The sequence below is a fragment of the Peribacillus sp. P4_C12 genome, from assembly GCF_056402095.1.
Window position 1 is genome coordinate 1 of the sequence record NZ_JBFUIB010000061.1, and the last position, 16,954, is coordinate 16,954.

Annotated in this window: 18 protein-coding genes; 16 read left to right on the forward strand and 2 right to left on the reverse strand. The window is 38.0% G+C overall.

Annotation, left to right across the window (positions count from 1 at the left end; all coding sequences use genetic code 11):
* The first annotated feature begins 320 nt into the window (after positions 1–320).
* On the forward strand, positions 321–1,223 hold the full coding sequence (gene rocF / locus AC1DUW_RS11405) for an arginase (RefSeq protein ID WP_053348219.1): 903 nt from the start codon (positions 321–323) through the stop codon (positions 1,221–1,223).
* A gap of 136 nt (positions 1,224–1,359) precedes the next feature.
* On the opposite strand, the gene AC1DUW_RS11410 is transcribed toward rocF, so the two are convergent.
* Positions 1,360–1,545, reverse strand: a complete 186-nt coding sequence (locus tag AC1DUW_RS11410) for an aspartyl-phosphate phosphatase Spo0E family protein (protein WP_053348220.1) — start codon at positions 1,543–1,545, stop codon at positions 1,360–1,362.
* Between the two features lie 172 nt (positions 1,546–1,717).
* Here AC1DUW_RS11410 and sigW point away from each other — a divergent pair, with 172 nt between their 5' ends.
* The 11 genes from sigW (at position 1,718) to AC1DUW_RS11465 (ending at position 13,344) form a co-directional block, all read left to right on the forward strand.
* Positions 1,718–2,281: an RNA polymerase sigma factor SigW gene (gene sigW, locus AC1DUW_RS11415; protein ID WP_053348221.1), complete on the forward strand. Its 564-nt coding sequence runs from the start codon at positions 1,718–1,720 to the stop codon at positions 2,279–2,281.
* 16 nt (positions 2,282–2,297) lie between these two features.
* Complete coding sequence (locus AC1DUW_RS11420; RefSeq protein ID WP_053348222.1) at positions 2,298–2,927, forward strand: anti-sigma factor family protein; 630 nt, start codon at positions 2,298–2,300, stop codon at positions 2,925–2,927.
* 210 nt (positions 2,928–3,137) lie between these two features.
* On the forward strand, positions 3,138–3,962 hold the full coding sequence (gene cdaA, locus AC1DUW_RS11425; protein ID WP_053348223.1) for a diadenylate cyclase CdaA: 825 nt from the start codon (positions 3,138–3,140) through the stop codon (positions 3,960–3,962).
* Positions 3,955–5,295, forward strand: a complete 1,341-nt coding sequence (locus AC1DUW_RS11430; RefSeq protein ID WP_053348224.1) for a CdaR family protein — start codon at positions 3,955–3,957, stop codon at positions 5,293–5,295. Before cdaA ends, AC1DUW_RS11430 begins: the two co-directional genes overlap by 8 nt.
* 55 nt (positions 5,296–5,350) lie before the next feature.
* Entirely contained in the window at positions 5,351–6,700 is a 1,350-nt protein-coding gene (gene glmM / locus AC1DUW_RS11435) for a phosphoglucosamine mutase (RefSeq protein WP_477642555.1), read from the forward strand.
* Between the two features lie 448 nt (positions 6,701–7,148).
* Complete coding sequence (glmS, locus tag AC1DUW_RS11440; protein ID WP_053348226.1) at positions 7,149–8,951, forward strand: glutamine--fructose-6-phosphate transaminase (isomerizing); 1,803 nt, start codon at positions 7,149–7,151, stop codon at positions 8,949–8,951.
* 369 nt (positions 8,952–9,320) lie between these two features.
* Entirely contained in the window at positions 9,321–9,455 is a 135-nt protein-coding gene (locus AC1DUW_RS11445; RefSeq protein WP_269083773.1) for a hypothetical protein, read from the forward strand.
* 1 nt (position 9,456) lies between these two features.
* Positions 9,457–9,828 carry an iron chaperone gene (locus tag AC1DUW_RS11450; RefSeq protein WP_053348227.1) on the forward strand — a complete coding sequence of 124 codons (372 nt, stop codon included), beginning with the start codon at positions 9,457–9,459 and terminating at the stop codon, positions 9,826–9,828.
* Between the two features lie 629 nt (positions 9,829–10,457).
* Entirely contained in the window at positions 10,458–11,627 is a 1,170-nt protein-coding gene (locus tag AC1DUW_RS11455; protein ID WP_477642556.1) for an ATP-grasp domain-containing protein, read from the forward strand.
* Between the two features lie 13 nt (positions 11,628–11,640).
* Positions 11,641–11,979 carry a hypothetical protein gene (locus AC1DUW_RS11460; protein ID WP_477642557.1) on the forward strand — a complete coding sequence of 113 codons (339 nt, stop codon included), beginning with the start codon at positions 11,641–11,643 and terminating at the stop codon, positions 11,977–11,979.
* Between the two features lie 18 nt (positions 11,980–11,997).
* Positions 11,998–13,344, forward strand: a complete 1,347-nt coding sequence (locus AC1DUW_RS11465) for a methyl-accepting chemotaxis protein (protein ID WP_477642558.1) — start codon at positions 11,998–12,000, stop codon at positions 13,342–13,344.
* Between the two features lie 53 nt (positions 13,345–13,397).
* Here AC1DUW_RS11465 and AC1DUW_RS11470 read toward each other — a convergent pair whose 3' ends face one another.
* Complete coding sequence (locus tag AC1DUW_RS11470) at positions 13,398–14,156, reverse strand: SDR family oxidoreductase (protein ID WP_053348230.1); 759 nt, start codon at positions 14,154–14,156, stop codon at positions 13,398–13,400.
* A gap of 186 nt (positions 14,157–14,342) precedes the next feature.
* Between AC1DUW_RS11470 and AC1DUW_RS11475 the strand changes: the two genes are divergently transcribed.
* The 4 genes from AC1DUW_RS11475 to AC1DUW_RS11490 form a co-directional block, all read left to right on the forward strand.
* Positions 14,343–14,921, forward strand: a complete 579-nt coding sequence (locus AC1DUW_RS11475) for a TetR/AcrR family transcriptional regulator (RefSeq protein ID WP_477642559.1) — start codon at positions 14,343–14,345, stop codon at positions 14,919–14,921.
* A gap of 245 nt (positions 14,922–15,166) precedes the next feature.
* Positions 15,167–15,367, forward strand: a complete 201-nt coding sequence (locus AC1DUW_RS11480; RefSeq protein WP_034304915.1) for a cold-shock protein — start codon at positions 15,167–15,169, stop codon at positions 15,365–15,367.
* Positions 15,368–16,060: 693 nt separating this feature from the next.
* Positions 16,061–16,423: an ArsR/SmtB family transcription factor gene (locus tag AC1DUW_RS11485; protein WP_376107593.1), complete on the forward strand. Its 363-nt coding sequence runs from the start codon at positions 16,061–16,063 to the stop codon at positions 16,421–16,423.
* A partial coding sequence (locus AC1DUW_RS11490; RefSeq protein WP_477642560.1) for a cation transporter occupies positions 16,416–16,954 on the forward strand: 539 nt, incomplete at its 3' end. The genes AC1DUW_RS11485 and AC1DUW_RS11490, both read left to right, overlap by 8 nt.

Here is a 16,954-nt window from a genome sequence, read left to right on the forward strand (position 1 = left end):
CCCCGCTGCGATATGGCCCTCAGCTGGGAGAGCGCCTGCCTTGCACGCAGGAGGTCAGCGGTTCGATCCCGCTAGGCTCCACCATCTAACTACATACACTAAAACTTACGTCTTAAGCCGATTACGGCTTAAGACTTTTTTTTATTTTAAAAGTCTAACTTTTATTACTTTACCCCCTAATAAGAGAACGGTTCAACTAGGGATTTTAAGACAAAGAGTAAATACGGTAAAAAAGCTAACTAACTGCATCTTTATACATATAAATGTTCAGTTGAACCACTAGGCAAATAAGATATAAAATGGTAGAAAGGGGGAATTATATGTCTATTCAGAAAATTTCCATTATCGGTCTACCTATGGATCTTGGTCAGGCGAGACGAGGGGTGGATATGGGACCGAGTGCAATCCGCTGTGCAGGGATTGTCGAACGGCTTGAACGATTAAAAATAGAAGTTGAGGATTTAGGAGATATAGTAGTAGGACGCCCTGAACATGCACAGAAATCTGGTACAAATTTAAAAAACTTATCGTTAGTTGCAAAGGGAAACATTCAATTAGCAACAAGAGTAGATAAAATTATACAAGGCGGATCTTTCCCGCTCGTTCTTGGGGGAGACCATTCGATAGCCATCGGAACACTCGCAGGGGTTTCGAAGCACTATGAAAATGTAGGCGTAATTTGGTATGATGCACATGGAGATTTAAATACGGAGGAAACTTCACCATCAGGGAATATACATGGTATGCCTCTAGCTGTCAGTATGGGGCTTGGCCATCCCGATCTAGTCAATATTCATGGTTCAACTTCTAAAGTAAAACCAGAAAATATCGTAATTATCGGGGCACGTTCATTAGATGAAGGTGAAAAAGAATTAATACGTGAAAAAGGGATTAAAGTGTTTACAATGCATGAAATTGACCGAATGGGAATGGCTAGAGTCATGGAAGAGTGTATAGATTATTTAAGAGAAAGAACAGATGGTGTTCACCTTTCTTTGGACCTGGATGGAGTAGATCCAGCGGATGCGCCTGGGGTAGGAACACCGGTAATTGGTGGTATTAGTTATCGGGAGAGTCATTTGGCTATGGAAATGCTGGCGGAGTCTGAGTTAATTACATCGGCTGAATTTGTTGAGGTAAACCCTATTTTAGATGAACGTAATAAAACCGCAATCGTTGCCGTGGCCTTAATGGGCTCGCTATTTGGAGAAAAGCTAGTATAACTGATAAAATAAAAGAAACAGTAACCAGCTTGTGTTAGGTTACTGTTTTTTATATGCTAGAAGACGCAAGTTGATTTTTCAGGATGGTTTTTTTTATAATATCTATATTTATATGGTTGTAATCTCAGCTCCATATTCACTTTAGAGCACATCGGTCGATTTGGCTTCCATTTTTAGTTAAATGGAAGTATTGATTGATCAAAACATCTAGTTTACTGCTTACTTCAATCACTTCATTATCAACCATCGAGGAGCGGGAAGCTAAAATTATCATTTTCTGTCTGTATAGTTCAATATGATCTAAAATTTTTTCAGCAGTCATACAGCGATTCACTCCCTTAGGTTTTACAATTTTTAATTATATAGCCTTGTTTTTTTTTTCTTAAACATAAATTGTAAAACTTTGTTAAAATTAAAGTAATAAATTTTGAAACCTTTTAGCTTACGATTCGTAATAATCGTATAGCCGCATGAGCGGGGGTAAAAACCGGAAAATGGATGCACTCATTAAAGAGAGAATTAATCAAGTATTAAAGGGAGACCATAATGCATTTGGGGAAATTGTCGAATTATACAAGGACAAAGTTTTCCAGATATGTTTTAGGATGCTCGGAAACAGGCAAGAAGCAGAAGATTTGGCACAAGAGGCCTTTGTTAGAGCCTTTGTGAATATTCGTAGTTTTAATATACAAATGAAATTTTCTACGTGGTTATACCGTATTGCGACGAATCTTTGCATTGACCGTCTTCGTAAGAAAAAGCCGGATTACTATTTGGATGCAGAAGTTAGTGGATCTGAGGGATTGAATATGTATTCCCAAATTGCATCAGATATGGCTAAGCCCGAGGATGAAGTTGAATCTTTAGAACTTCAGGAAACCATTCAAGTAGAAATTATGAAGTTGCCGGAGAAATATCGGTCGGTAATCGTATTGAAGTACATTGAAGAATTATCGTTAAAGGAAATCAGTGAAATACTTGATTTGCCAGTCGGCACGGTTAAGACGAGAATACATCGTGGTCGGGAAGCCTTGCGTAAACAACTACGCCATTTATAAAAAGAAGGTGAGAAAAATGAACTACCATGAGGAAATCATTGATTATATGCATGATTATTTAGATGAGGACATCAAACCAGAGCATAAAGAAGCTTTACGTGATCACTTGCATACTTGTGCTGAATGCCGGGATTATTTTCATGAAATGAAAAAGGCAGTCGCTCTTGTACAAAGTACCTCCCATATTAAGGCTCCAGATGACTTTACATCAAGGGTAATGTCTCAATTGCCAAAGGAAACGAAAACAACGGGTGCCAAACGTTGGTTAAAAAGCCATCCTTTTATGACGGCAGCAGCCGTGTTCATTGTATTGATGACAGGTTCTCTTTTTTCCACATATAATCAGGACGAACATTTTTCAGTTTCCAAGCAATCTAATTTATTAGTCGAAGGAGAAACGGTGATTGTGCCTGCAGGTGAGACCGTTGAGGGGAATGTGGTAGTTCAAAACGGTAACATTCGAATTGAAGGTGAAGTGAAGGGAGATGTGACGGTCATAAATGGACATAATTATATGTCTAAGGCGGGGAATGTGACCGGAAGCATCCATGTTATTGACCAAGCTTTTGAGTGGATGTGGTACAAAATTAAGGATACCGCAACGTCTGTGCTTCCTATTAAAGAGGAAAAAGGGAATAAGGAGTAAGAGGAGCTGAGCGAATGCATCGTTTTCAATATACGGTGCCATCGCTCAGCTTTACTTTGTAAAAGGAGGGAATTTTTTACTTCATTAGACCTTAACGTGTAACTTTATCACACTAGTTTAGAAGTATTATTTAAAAAATGGTATACTATTAAGGTTATTACATAACGATTGTTATTGTTATTTGGAGTAATACTGACTGGAGGAAACAACATGTCTTTATCCAATTTGAATGTTTGGGACTATGTAGTAAATTTCATTGATATTCTCCTTGTTTGGTTTGTGATATATAAATTGTTAACTATTATTCGAGGCACGAAGGCTATACAGCTGCTCAAAGGAATTTTTGTAATTGTCATTGTAAAAAGCTTAAGCAACCTGTTTGGTTTCAATACACTTGGATGGTTAATGGCACAAGTCATGAATTGGGGAGTACTGGCGATTCTTGTCATTTTTCAACCTGAACTGAGGAGAGCGCTTGAACAATTAGGACGTGGGAAGCTCTTTACAAGAGGTAGCGTTCCAGAAGAGAACCAGCAAGAGCGTTTAGTAGAAGAAATATTAAAGGCGTCCACTTATATGGCGAAAAGGCGAATTGGAGCCTTGATTACGATTGAAAAAGGAACGGCACTGGGCGATTATGTTGAAACAGGAATTCCTCTAAAGTCCTATATTTCTTCAGAGTTGCTTATTAATATCTTTATACCTAATACGCCACTCCATGATGGTGCAGTGATTTTACAAAATAACCAGGTGGCAGCTGCAGCTTGCTATCTGCCTTTATCAGAAAGTCCGTTCATTTCAAAAGAACTTGGTACTCGGCATAGGGCAGCTATTGGTATGAGTGAAGTGACGGATAGTATTACTATCGTTGTATCTGAAGAAACGGGAGGGATCTCTGTTACTAAAAATGGAGAACTGTTCCGAGATTTGAATCAAGAGTCATTTAGGGCAATGCTTTCTAGTGAACTGGTAGTGGAAAATATCAAAACAACTTCCTCGAGTATCTGGAATTGGAGGGGGAAGAAAAATGGATAAATACACCAATAGTACATGGTTTATGAGAATTGTTGCTTTTGCTTTGGCAGCTCTTTTATTCATCTCCGTTAATTTTGAGATGGAGTCAGATAAAAAATCTCTTGGTTTATCTACTGCCCCTGAGATTAGTACGGAAACCATTGAAAATGTACCGGTTGAAGTGTACTATGACCGTGAAAATTTGGTGGTGAGCGGAGTACCAGAAACGGTGGATGTTACTTTAAAGGGAGCTAAAAGCCTACTGATAAGTGCAAAAAACCAAAGAGACTTTAAAGTATATGTAGACCTTTCTGATCCTGAAATCTCGATGGGAGACAGAACTGTTACCTTCAAAATAAGCGAGTTAAACGAAAAGTTAGTGGCGACAATCGAGCCTGAATATGCAGAAGTCAATGTTCAGGAACGAGTGACGAAGGAATTCCCCGTCGAAGCAGAATATAATAATTCTTTACTTGAAGAGGGTTATACCGCTGGACAGCCAACAGTCAGCCCTAAAACTGTTAAAATAACTGGTGCTAAAGATGTAATTGAACAAATTTCCTATGTTAAGGCAAATCTTGAAATAAGTAAGGGTCTTAACGAAACGATGAACGGCAAGGCGACAGTAAAAGCTCTTGACCGGGACTTAAATAAGTTGGATGTTACGATTGAACCTGCTTCAGTGGCAGTGTCACTAAAAGTTAGTATCCCTTCGAAAACGGTAACCATTGCACCTAAGCAAACTGGAAAAGTAAAGGACGGCATCCGTATTAAGAGTATAAGTGTCGATCCAAAAGAGGTAATCCTATATGGGTCAGAAGCCAGCCTTGAACAAATAAGCGAAATAAATCTCCCTGTTAATATTTCCAAAATTGATGGAGATGCCGAATTGGAATTGGATCTTACTAAACCAGAAAGTGTACAAAAAATGTCCTTGGGTAAGGCAAAGGTCAAAATTAACACAGAAAAGATTGATGTAAAAGATGAGAATGTAGAGGATGTAGAGGCAGTCGAAGATGTCGAAAAAGTCGAAGAAGAGGTAGTTGAAGAGGATGAACCACCTGCCATCGAGACTAAAACTTTCACCAATTTAAAAATAGAACCTGTAGGTATACAGGAAGACCAAGAAGCCGAATTGGAATCCGATGTAGCGAGCATTACTTTGCGTGGGAAAGCGGATGATTTGAAAGAAATAACTAAAAACGACATTACACTTACAGTAGATGTGAGTAATTTAGATGAAGGTATACATGATGTAGAACTGGTAGTAAAAGCGCCTGCAGGAGTGAATTGGGAACTAGATTCAAAAACGGCTAAGGTCTCTATTACTCAAAAAGACGAAGAAGAAACATAACCTTCCTTTAACATCATTTAATTTAGTAACGATTCGAAGAAGGAGCGATAAAAAGATGGGTAAATATTTTGGAACAGACGGAGTTAGGGGTATAGCGAATAGCGAATTAACACCGGAGTTGGCATTTAAACTAGGCCGTTTTGGCGGCTACGTTCTTACTAAAAATACAGAAAAACCTAAAGTGCTGATAGGACGCGATACACGTATTTCAGGTGAAATGCTGGAAGGTGCACTTGTTGCTGGTCTATTATCTATTGGGGCTGAAGTTATGCGTCTTGGTGTAATTTCAACACCAGGAGTTGCTTATTTAACAAAGGCGTTAAGTGCTGAAGCAGGGGTCATGATTTCTGCTTCACATAATCCGGTTGCAGATAACGGTATTAAATTCTTCGGTCCGGATGGTTTTAAGCTATCGGATGATCAAGAAACGGAAATTGAAACATTGTTAGATTTAGAAAAAGATGAACTTCCACGTCCGGTAGGCGGAGATTTAGGCCATCTAAACGACTATTTCGAAGGTGGACAAAAGTATCTCCAGTACTTAAAGCAATCAGTCGATGAAGATTTTACAGGCATTCATGTTGCGCTTGATTGTGCACATGGCGCGACATCATCCTTGGCTATGCATTTGTTTGCGGATCTAGATGCAGATATCTCTACAATGGGGGCATCGCCCAATGGCTTGAACATCAATGATAAGGTAGGTTCCACGCACCCTGAAGCACTTGCTGAATTCTTAAAAGAAAAAGGGGCTGATGTTGGACTTGCTTTCGATGGTGACGGCGACCGCATCATTGCCATAGATGAAAAAGGAAATATAGTTGACGGCGATCAAATTATGTATATATGTGCGAAATACTTGAAAGAAAACAATCGTTTGAAACAGGGAACTGTGGTTTCTACAATCATGAGTAACCTAGGTTTTTATAAAGGTCTTGAGGAGCACGGAATACAAAGTGCCCAAACAGCAGTGGGCGATCGCTATGTTGTAGAAGAGATGCGAAAAGGCGGCTATAACCTTGGCGGTGAGCAATCCGGGCATATTATCTTCCTAGACTACAATACAACAGGGGATGGCTTATTGACAGGCTTACAGCTTGTAAACATTATGAGTGAAACACAAAAACCCTTATCAGAGCTTGCAAGTGAGATGAAAAAATATCCACAGACGCTAATCAATGTTAAAGTGACTGACAAGCATGCTGTAACTGATAATGAAAGGGTGCATGAAGTCATCAAAGAAGTTGAGGCAGAAATGGAAGGAAACGGGCGTATATTGGTGAGACCATCTGGAACTGAACCGCTTGTCCGTGTTATGGCTGAAGCACCAACTGTAGAAGAATGCAATCGCTATGTTGATCGCATCGTCTCTGTGGTGAGAGCGGAAATGGGAATAAACGAATAACTAATCATATGCATAAAAGGAACGGAATATCCTTTTATGCATATTTTTATAAAGAAGTGGTTTTTTCATTAGTTAAAGTAACAAAGAATTGACCTATGTCCCTTTTCTAAGGTATGATTATCCTGATTTAAAACATATTTTGTTTAAAGGAGGGTAGGCAGAAAGAAAAGTATTAACAAAGCGCCTGAACTAAGCCTGGTCGAGAAAGGCTTAGTTGACGAGGAGGAGGTTTATCGAATGTTCGGCGGATACCTCCCGGCTGAAGTGCACAGCCGCAATAATTTCAATCTTAAAACAGTAGGGCAACCTACTGCACAAAGGGTTGGAAATGCACAAAGGGAAAAAAGACTATAAGCATTTCCTTTATAAAAATAAATATCAGAGATGAGGGGGCAGGGGTGCCCCCGTGCATTCCTGTTCCCTCAAATCGGTTGGAGGAACAGAAATTATGTGTGGAATTGTTGGATATATTGGTCTCAATGATGCGAAAGAAATTCTATTAAAAGGTCTTGAAAAGCTTGAATACCGCGGTTACGATTCTTCAGGGATTGCTGTCAAAAATGATTCAGGTGTGACAATCTTTAAGGAAAAGGGACGAATTGCAGACCTCCGTGGAGCTGTGGATGAAAAAACTATTGCACATACTGGAATAGGACATACGCGCTGGGCCACTCATGGTGTGCCAAGTCGTGATAATGCTCATCCTCACCAAAGTAATTCAGGTCGCCTGACTTTAGTTCATAATGGGGTCATTGAAAACTATGCGATTCTAAAACGGGAATATTTGAAGGATGTTGCTTTTAAAAGTGAGACAGATACGGAAGTCATCGTTCAACTTATAGAGAAGTTTGTAAACGATGGTATGGAAGTAGAAGAGGCGTTCCGTCAAACGCTCACTCTTTTAGAAGGCTCATATGCCATTGCCCTTTTAGATGCTGAAAATGATGAGACCATTTTTGTCGCAAAAAATAAAAGCCCGCTGCTAATTGGTGTAGGAAAAGACTTTAACGTTGTCGCTTCTGATGCAATGGCTATGTTGCAAGTCACAGATCAATTCCTTGAACTGATGGATAAAGAAATGGTTATAGTGACAAATGAAGAGGTAACGATTAAGAATCTTTCTAACGAAGAAGTTTTTCGTGCCCCATTTACTGCTGAACTGGATGCGAGTGATATTGAAAAAGGTACGTATCCTCATTATATGCTTAAAGAAGTCGACGAGCAGCCTGCTGTCATACGTAAAATTATTCAAGCTTATCAAAATGAAGAAGGCAAACTGGCAATCGATTTTAGCATTGCAGAAGCAGTAACTGAGGCTGATCGTATCTATATCGTCGCTTGTGGAACTAGCTATCATGCAGGCTTGATTGGTAAGCAATTCATCGAAAAAATGACTGAAATTCCGGTTGAAGTCCATGTAGCATCGGAATTCACATATAACATGCCGATATTATCGAAAAAACCGCTTTTCATCTTCATATCCCAAAGTGGAGAAACTGCGGATAGCCGTGCGGTATTAGTGGCAATTAAAGCGCTTGGTCATAAAGCATTAACCATTACAAACGTACCGGGCTCTACATTGTCACGTGAAGCGGATTATACGCTCTTGCTGCATGCTGGCCCTGAAATAGCAGTTGCCTCTACAAAAGCTTACACAGCTCAAGTAGCTGTATTGGCTATATTAGCAAATGTTTCTGGACAATTCCGTAACCTAGAGTTTGATTTCGACCTTGTTAAGGAGCTTGGAATTGTTGCGACAGCAATGGAAGCTCTATGCGATTCGAAAGAAGAGATGGAAGCTATTGCCCATGAATATTTGTCTGTTACAAGAAACTGCTTCTTCATCGGCCGGTCCCTTGACTACTATGTTGGTCTTGAAGGGGCGCTTAAGCTGAAAGAAATCTCTTACATTCAGGCAGAAGGCTTTGCTGGTGGTGAGCTTAAACACGGAACAATTGCCTTGATTGAAGAAGGTACACCTGTTATAGCTCTTGCGACGCAAGCAGGCGTCAACCTAAGCATCCGTGGTAATGTCAAAGAAGTCGTTGCCCGTGGTGCTAACCCATGCATTATTTCTATGAATGGGTTGGAAGAAGAAGATGATCGCTTTGTCATCCCGGAAGTGAACGAACTATTAACACCTCTTATCTCTGTTATCCCGATGCAACTCATTGCGTACTACGCTGCCTTGCACCGCGAATGTGACGTGGATAAACCACGTAACCTTGCGAAAAGTGTAACGGTTGAGTAAGCTGGAATGAATATATGCCTTTTGTAGATTTGAAATAAAGTTTAACCGTTTTGAAAAAAGATTAACCGTTTTTTCAAAAGTTGCACCGTTTCACCCCTTTGGATATGATTATCTAAAGGGGTGTTTTTTTATGTCTAAAAGAACGAGAACATCTAAAGTTGATAAGTGGATTAAAGAAGGCTGAGGAATTGGTGTGCAGTGACAATAAAGTTGTTTGAAAAATAATAAAGTCATTTAATGCCATCTATCGGTAGGTAATTGCTGCATCTTTAAGAGCAAAATTAAACAAACCGATTGTGCATATAGAAAAAGTTAAACATAAAAAGAGTCTACGGGCTTTGTCGAAATTGAAGAAGAAGTAAAAAAACTATGGATGAACAAAAGGCGATTTTTGAGATGTCTGGGTATCCTTTCAAAGATGCGAATGGTGCAATTGATGTCATGGCGTATTGGCATGAAAAATTACATCGTTCAAAAATAATTTTTTATTTTAGGAGAGAATGACATGGGAGTTTTTGCAGAATATTTAGCGAATATTGATAACCCGCAACATCGGGACCGAACGGAAGAAGTTTTGGATTGGGTAACTAAGAAATTCCCAAATTTAATGCCAAAGATTGCGTGGAATCAGCCTATGTTTACCGATCATGGCACATTTATTATTGGCTTTAGCGTAGCCAAACATCATTTGGCTGTTGCCCCTGAAAGGGCAGGGATTATTCATTTTTCTGATGAAATTGTACAGGCTGGCTATGATCACACCAAGCAGTTGGTACGTATCCAGTGGGATAGTCCGGTTGATTTCTCATTACTTGAGAAAATGATCGAGTTTAATATTTTGGATAAGACAGACTGTTCAACTTTTTGGCGGAAATAAAAAAATCGAATAATTATGGGTTCAGTTCAATTAATTTTGATTAAACTTTATTAATAACCAACACCTTAGAATTTATTCTAATGCACGTTTTTTTATGCTTGTTTTTAGGAATCAGTGAGAGTACATGAATTATTCGGTAATCTCTATTCCTTCATAGTTTTATAGATTCACTTGTTATGCGAAATCCCAATACCAGCCATCCTAAGGGTGGTGTTTTATGCAATGGCGGGACTTATTGAGAAAGGTACTCTAAAGGTTTTTTGAAAATTCCTTTTTCGAGCCATTGCGACAAATAAAGGAATATAAATATTGTTTATAGATAAAAGAAATTATTATCACTTTTATAAATAGGAAAAAGGAATGCCTGGATAGAATCCGGGCTTTTTGTTATGTCAAAAAAATATCATTAGATACCATTTACCTGTTCTGTTCAGGGGGACGTGTAATGAAGATTGACATGCTTCTGTATCTTTTTGATTAAAAATAGGTAAAAGGAATTATGTGTTGTTATTTATATTGTGACTATTGTTTAATTAAATAATAATAAATGCCTATATAAGCTAAATACTCACCACTTTTTACCGATTAAATATGGGGATACATAAAACAGTATAAGTTAGGTGGAAAACATGATTATTTTGAATGAGCCCATTGTGTCACCAATTCTACTAAAGGTATTAGAGAAACAGCAGATTCCAGTGTTGGAGCATGGGCGATGGAGAAACACACTAACATCAGAAAAGCTAAACATTCAAAAAGATACGGAGTTTTTTAAGTCTATGGAAATGGGCAAAAGGATTCTAACAAACTCTGAGAATGGCATTACATTATTAGGTCATTTTCAACCAAATAGCCATGAATACATATGGTCTAAGTTATTAAAAGATAAGAGTCAGGTTCGTAATCTAACGAAATCATTATATCCTGATTTCTATTTCCAAGAAATTGATCTATCCATAATAAGTGAGATGGATAAAAAACAAATTCCGTTTCCTGTGGTTATCAAACCTAATATTGGCTATTCAAGTGTAGGGGTACACAAAGTTAAGAATGAACAGGATTGGGATATAGCCGTAAGCCATTTGAAGGAAGATTTACTGCATTCCGATAGATTGTATGATTCAACAGTAGTAGGTTCTCAGACTGTTTTAATAGAAGAGTGGATTCAGGGAGAGGAATATGCCATTGATGGTTATTTTAATCAGGATGGTGAACCAATTATATTGAACGCGTTTAAACGTTTATTTAAGGATGATTATGATACATCCGATCGAATCTATTACACGTCGAAGATAGCAGTAAATGAAATCTATGATGATGCCCTACAGTTTATGAAGAAAGTCCAAACTGTTCTACCCCTAAGGAATTACCCTGTACACTTTGAAATTCGCAAAAAGGGAGACAGGGTTATTCCCATAGAAATTAATCCCTTGCGTTTTGCAGGAGCGGGCACAACAGATCTAGGGTATCATGCCTATGGGATGAATATGTATGAACACTATTTTTTAGGAACGAAACCTGATTGGAATCGAATATTGGAAGAGATGGACGATAATATTTATAGCTTTTTCTTTGCAGAGGTTCCATTGGAAATAAATTTAGAAGATGTTGAACGGATTAATCATATAGGACTTCATAATGAGTTTGAACATATTTTGGAATATAGACAGCTTCCTTTTCAAAATGATCGAAGTATGGCAATCATCTTTTATAGAAGTGAAGATTTGAACAAGAATCTTAAATTGCTTCAGTTAGATTTATTTCCTTTTCTAACTATAAAAGAGCTGGCTTTAATCTAAGGAGGATGTAAGGTTGAAAATTTCAAAGCTAAATCCAAAACGATCTTTACTAGCTAAATTATTCGTATTCTACATAATTCCGTTCGTACTATTTGCAGGTGCTATGGATTTTTGTTTTTCATATATTACTAATAATATGATTAATGAAAATGTCCTTCCACAATTTGATGAGCGGCTATCTGAAAATGCCCGCAGTTTGGCTGCAAGCATTGATCCGGATTTGATAGAAAATGCTTCAGATCAGGGAGAAGCTATCTTGGGAAAATTAGATGCCTTCGTTGAAAAGAGAAAAGGCATTGAATATGTTTATGTCCTGAAGCGTGAGAATGGTTCAGGTGTCATTGTGGCCTAGAATGGCAGCAAGGATTTTATGGTGGAATCCCCGTTTACACCAGAACAGGCAAAATCGATAAATGGAAAAGAAGAAGTGTTAAGTGAAATCTATAACGATAAATGGGGCACACACAAGTCTTATTTTACACCTATCGAAGGAACGGATGCTATTGTAGGTATTGATATGGATGCTTCGTTTATTCCTGAGATGAAAAGCAAAATGATTGTCTTTAATATTCTATTTTTAATAAGTGCAGTATTATTGGGTGCCATAAGCGCTTATGTTATAGGGAGACAAATTGCCCGTCCTGTTAATGAACTAGTTGGTTTCACGAGTGAAATGGCAGTAGGAAATTTAAGTAAACCTATCACTAGTGTTCGACAAGATGAAATTGGGGATCTATCACACGGGTTTGAAGATATGCGAGTGAGCTTGTCCCATATTATTCAAAATGTCCGTGAACGTGCTCAAACGATGAATAAAACCACAGTGTCCATTCCTCAATCTTTTGTAGAGATGGTAGAATCCTATGATCAGATTGTAACAGGGACAACGGAAGAAGCAAAAGCTTCAGAAGAACGGGCCCACCATATTGACCGAATTTCTAATATGATCAGTGATTTAACGGATACAATTCGTTTAATGAGTGAGCAAACGAATACAATGAACGAATTTACACTACATACGAACAAACTTGCTGAACAGGGGAGTAAACAAGTACAGGATGTAACGAGTCAGATGGATAAAATTATGGGAAATGACCAAGCGAGTAAAGCCAATTTGGTGAGCTTGGAAGAGGATGTAGTTAAGATAAATGAAGTGATTGGTTTAATACGAATCATAGCTTCTCAAACGAACCTGCTATCCTTGAATGCCTCCATTGAAGCTGCACGCGCGGGGGATGCAGGCAGAGGTTTTGCAGTAGTTGCCCAAGAAGTGCAAAAACTGGCTGTACAAACAGATGAATCCATTGATGTTATTTCTGAATCTATCATGCGAATTAATGAACAAACTGCAAAGGTTATCCAAAATAATGATGAGAGCTTCCAAGATATATTAAATGGCGTATCCTTAGTGGAGAACAATGGTGAGATTTTCAATAAGATTTTTGATTCTGTAGAAAAACTATTGAAAGGAACAGAACAATTAGCGCACCATTCGCAAAAAATTAATGTATCCTCAGATGAAAGTTTAGCATCTATTCAGGAAATCGCTGCAATCTCAGAAGAGGGTGTAGCAACAACTGAACAAATTTCTGCTGCTGCCATTCAACAAAGTAACATTATGACCGGATTAAAGGCACAGAACAAAGACTTGGCAAAAGAATCAGCCTTATTAGAGGAAATGGTCGAAAAGTTTATTACCGAAAAACAAAAAAGGTAAGATAATCATTAAAAAAACTCACTGAGAAAGGCGTCAGTGAGTTTTCTTATAAATTAATAGGCAGTCCAGCCGGCATCAGCTGTAACAACTGTTCCATTCACGAAGCTCGAGTCATCAGAAGCCAGGAATAAAGCTACTTTAGCAATCTCTGTAGCATCGCCCACACGAGGGTTGACGTTGATTCCAACCATTGCTCTCTCCATACCAAAATCATTTGGCTGATTAATGGTTGTACCGATATTTGTAGCTACGGCCCCTGGGGCAACGGCGTTACAACGGATACCTTTTGTTGCATATTGGAAGCCAACGTTTTTTGTAAAACCCATTACAGCATGTTTAGCAGCTGTGTAGGCAGCACCTGCTCTTGAACCGAATAATCCGCCAGCAGAGGCAATGTTCACAATTACTCCTGCTTCTTTTTCAAGAAAGATTGGAAGAGCTTTTCTCGTTGAGCGCATAACACTCGTTGTATTGATTGCAAATTGCCGTTCCCAATGTTCATCTGTAATTTCAGCAGCTGGAATGAAGTTATCCATGATGCCTGCATTATTTACTAAAATGTCCAGAGTACCATATTTTTCAACAGCAAGGTCGATCATGGCTTGTACGTCCTCTTCTTTAGCGACGTTAGCTAAGATGGAAGCAGCTGTGCCACCGTTTGCTTCGATAACAGAAACGACTTCTTGTGCCGCTTCTAGATTAATATCCGAAACGATTACTTTTGCTCCTTCTTTTGCGTAAAGAACCGCGATTTCTTTCCCCATACCAGATGCAGCGCCTGTAACAACGGCTACTTTCCCTTGTAATTTCATATTTGTTCCCCCAGATTCATAATGTTTAATAACTGGATACTTAATGAACACTTGTTTGTTAACTTTCAATATCTATATTATAATCCCCTATATAAAGAGGTACAATCAGCAAATAAACCAGAATTTGTTTATTAATAGACAAATAAATGAAAGTATGTGCATTAAAATGTGGTTGGAGGTTATGAAATGGATAGGCGGGTAAAAAGATCTATAGCTGCATTAAAAGAGGCTCTTATATCTTTAATGGTTGAAAAAGAATTTAGAGAAATAACAATTTCAGAAATCGTACAACGAGCGGATCTTAATCGTGGCACTTTTTATAAACATTTTCAGTACAAAGAAGACTTGTTTAATGACGTGATTGATGACGTGATGAATGACTTAATTGAATCGTATCAAGCACCCTACAAGACTATTGAGGTTTTGGATATAGAACGGTTGCAGTCTTCTACTATACGTATTTTTCATCATGTAGAAAATCATAGGACCTTTTACCAAATGATATTGAAGCCAACGGCCTTGTCTGGTTTTCAGAACAGATTGGGGACTGTCATAAAACAATTATCTCTAGAGGACTTATTAGTAGGAAGTGATGACAAAGCCATTAACAAAGACTTGCTTGCTAGTTATCATGCTTATTCTATATTGGGAATGATCATACAATGGGTACAGGATGAATTTAAAAATACACCTGAATATATGGCTGAGCAACTTGTTAAAATCATACATTATCGGCCGATAGGAGTAACAGTTCCTAAAAAGTAAAAAAGTGCTTATGTGGTCTGACTAGTATAAAGAAGTTGATTGAAGTCGAATTTTAAGAGTATTAAAAATTGCTTGAAAAAAGTTTACTTAAACTATTTGCAATCGCTGCCATTTAATGTTATGCTTAGTCTTAATTATTTTTGTTCGGTACTAAGGATACTAAAAGTACTACTTTTCGTTTTCGATGATGACTTAGAGCAAGGATAGTAATACAATGTGCTTAAATGCACTAGGAGGCAACAACAATGGAACAAGGTAAAGTGAAATGGTTTAACGCAGAAAAAGGTTTTGGATTCATCGAACGCGAAAACGGAGACGACGTATTCGTACATTTCTCAGCTATCCAAAGCGAAGGTTTCAAATCTTTAGACGAAGGTCAAGAAGTTACTTTTGAAGTAGAGCAAGGTCAACGTGGACCTCAAGCTTCTAACGTTCAAAAAGCATAATTTCAAAACAAATAAAGACAGATCCTAGTTATAGGGTCTGTCTTTTTTGTTTTGTAAAAAGAAAGTCAAAAAAACCTGCTCAAAGATTGAGCAGGGTAAATGGTACAAGTAAAGTAAAACGCTTAAAAGGTTTGACTAAGTATATCATAGTTTTTCAAAAAAATACTAAGTTAATTATTTTATTCTATTAAGGCATTGGGATAGGAAAGTACGGAAATCATTAGATTGAAGGGACATGAGGGAAGCTCATATCCTTTCAATCTTTTTTTTCATTAGAAGATGATTAAAGAAAAAATTGATACGATTCAGGGGATATTTGATAAGACATTTCTTAACCATTTTAGAATGAAGCTTTCTATGACACCTATAAAGGTATAGAGATTAATAATACAGAGGTCAGGTTGTCAAAATAGGCACTTTGACCTCAATTCGTTTATACAACAAAAAAATTTTATGAGTTATGAACGATTTCTAGTCATGCGTTGATCTGATCTTGGTGTTAGTGGATGAAGTTCAATTTGAAACAAAAGCCAGTGGTTTTCATATATAGTCATATATGCCGCTTTTATCAAGTCTGTATTGGGGAGGGAGTAAGTTTCTTTTACATTCAAATCCAGGTTTGAATATTCAGCAAATTATGGTATATTATAATCAAACGCATATTTGAATGAAGGGGGTGAGAAGATGGCGGAAATGAAGGATATGTGTGATGTTCACCTGCATGATGAAGTAAAGGTGAACTGCATTCAAGAAGAAATGAGCCAGGTGAATATCTCTAGTATATCGAAGCTGTTTAAAGTTATCGGTGATGAAAACAGAGCGAAAATTGCTTATGCGCTATGTACGGATGAGGAGTTGTGTGTGTGTGATTTGGCGAATATCATTGGTGCCTCAATGGCGACAACCTCACATCATCTTCGTACCCTATATAAACATGCAATCGTAAAATACCGAAAAGAAGGTAAGTTAGCATTTTATTCATTAGATGATCATCATATAAAACAATTAATTCTTATTGCATTAGAACATCAGCAGGAGGTGAGGGTCGATGGCTGAATCCCAATCAAAAACGTATCGAATTCAAGGTCTATCCTGTACGAATTGTGCGGCTAAGTTTGAAAATAATGTCCGTGACCTTGAGGGAGTGAAAGTTGCCAAAATCAACTTCGGGGCTTCGAAGATTTCGATTCAAGGAAGTACGACAATTGAAGAAATTGAAAAAGCGGGAGCCTTTGATAATCTTAAAATCCGGGATGAACAAGAACAGGTTATGGAAAAGGAACCGTTTTGGAAGCAAAAAGAAAATATTAAAGTAGTGTTTTCTGCTATCCTTCTTTTAATCAGTTGGATATTGGATAAACAATATGGTGATGGAAGCAACATGTCAGTGATTGGCTATGCTGCTGCAATTTTAGTTGGCGGATATTCACTATTTATCAATGGACTGAAAAATCTTGTCAGACTGCGCTTTGATATGCACACCCTAATGACGGTTGCAATTATTGGAGCAGCTGTGCTGGGTGAATGGGGCGAGGGAGCAACAGTCGTTATTCTGTTTGCAATCAGTGAAGCCCTGGAAAAGTATTC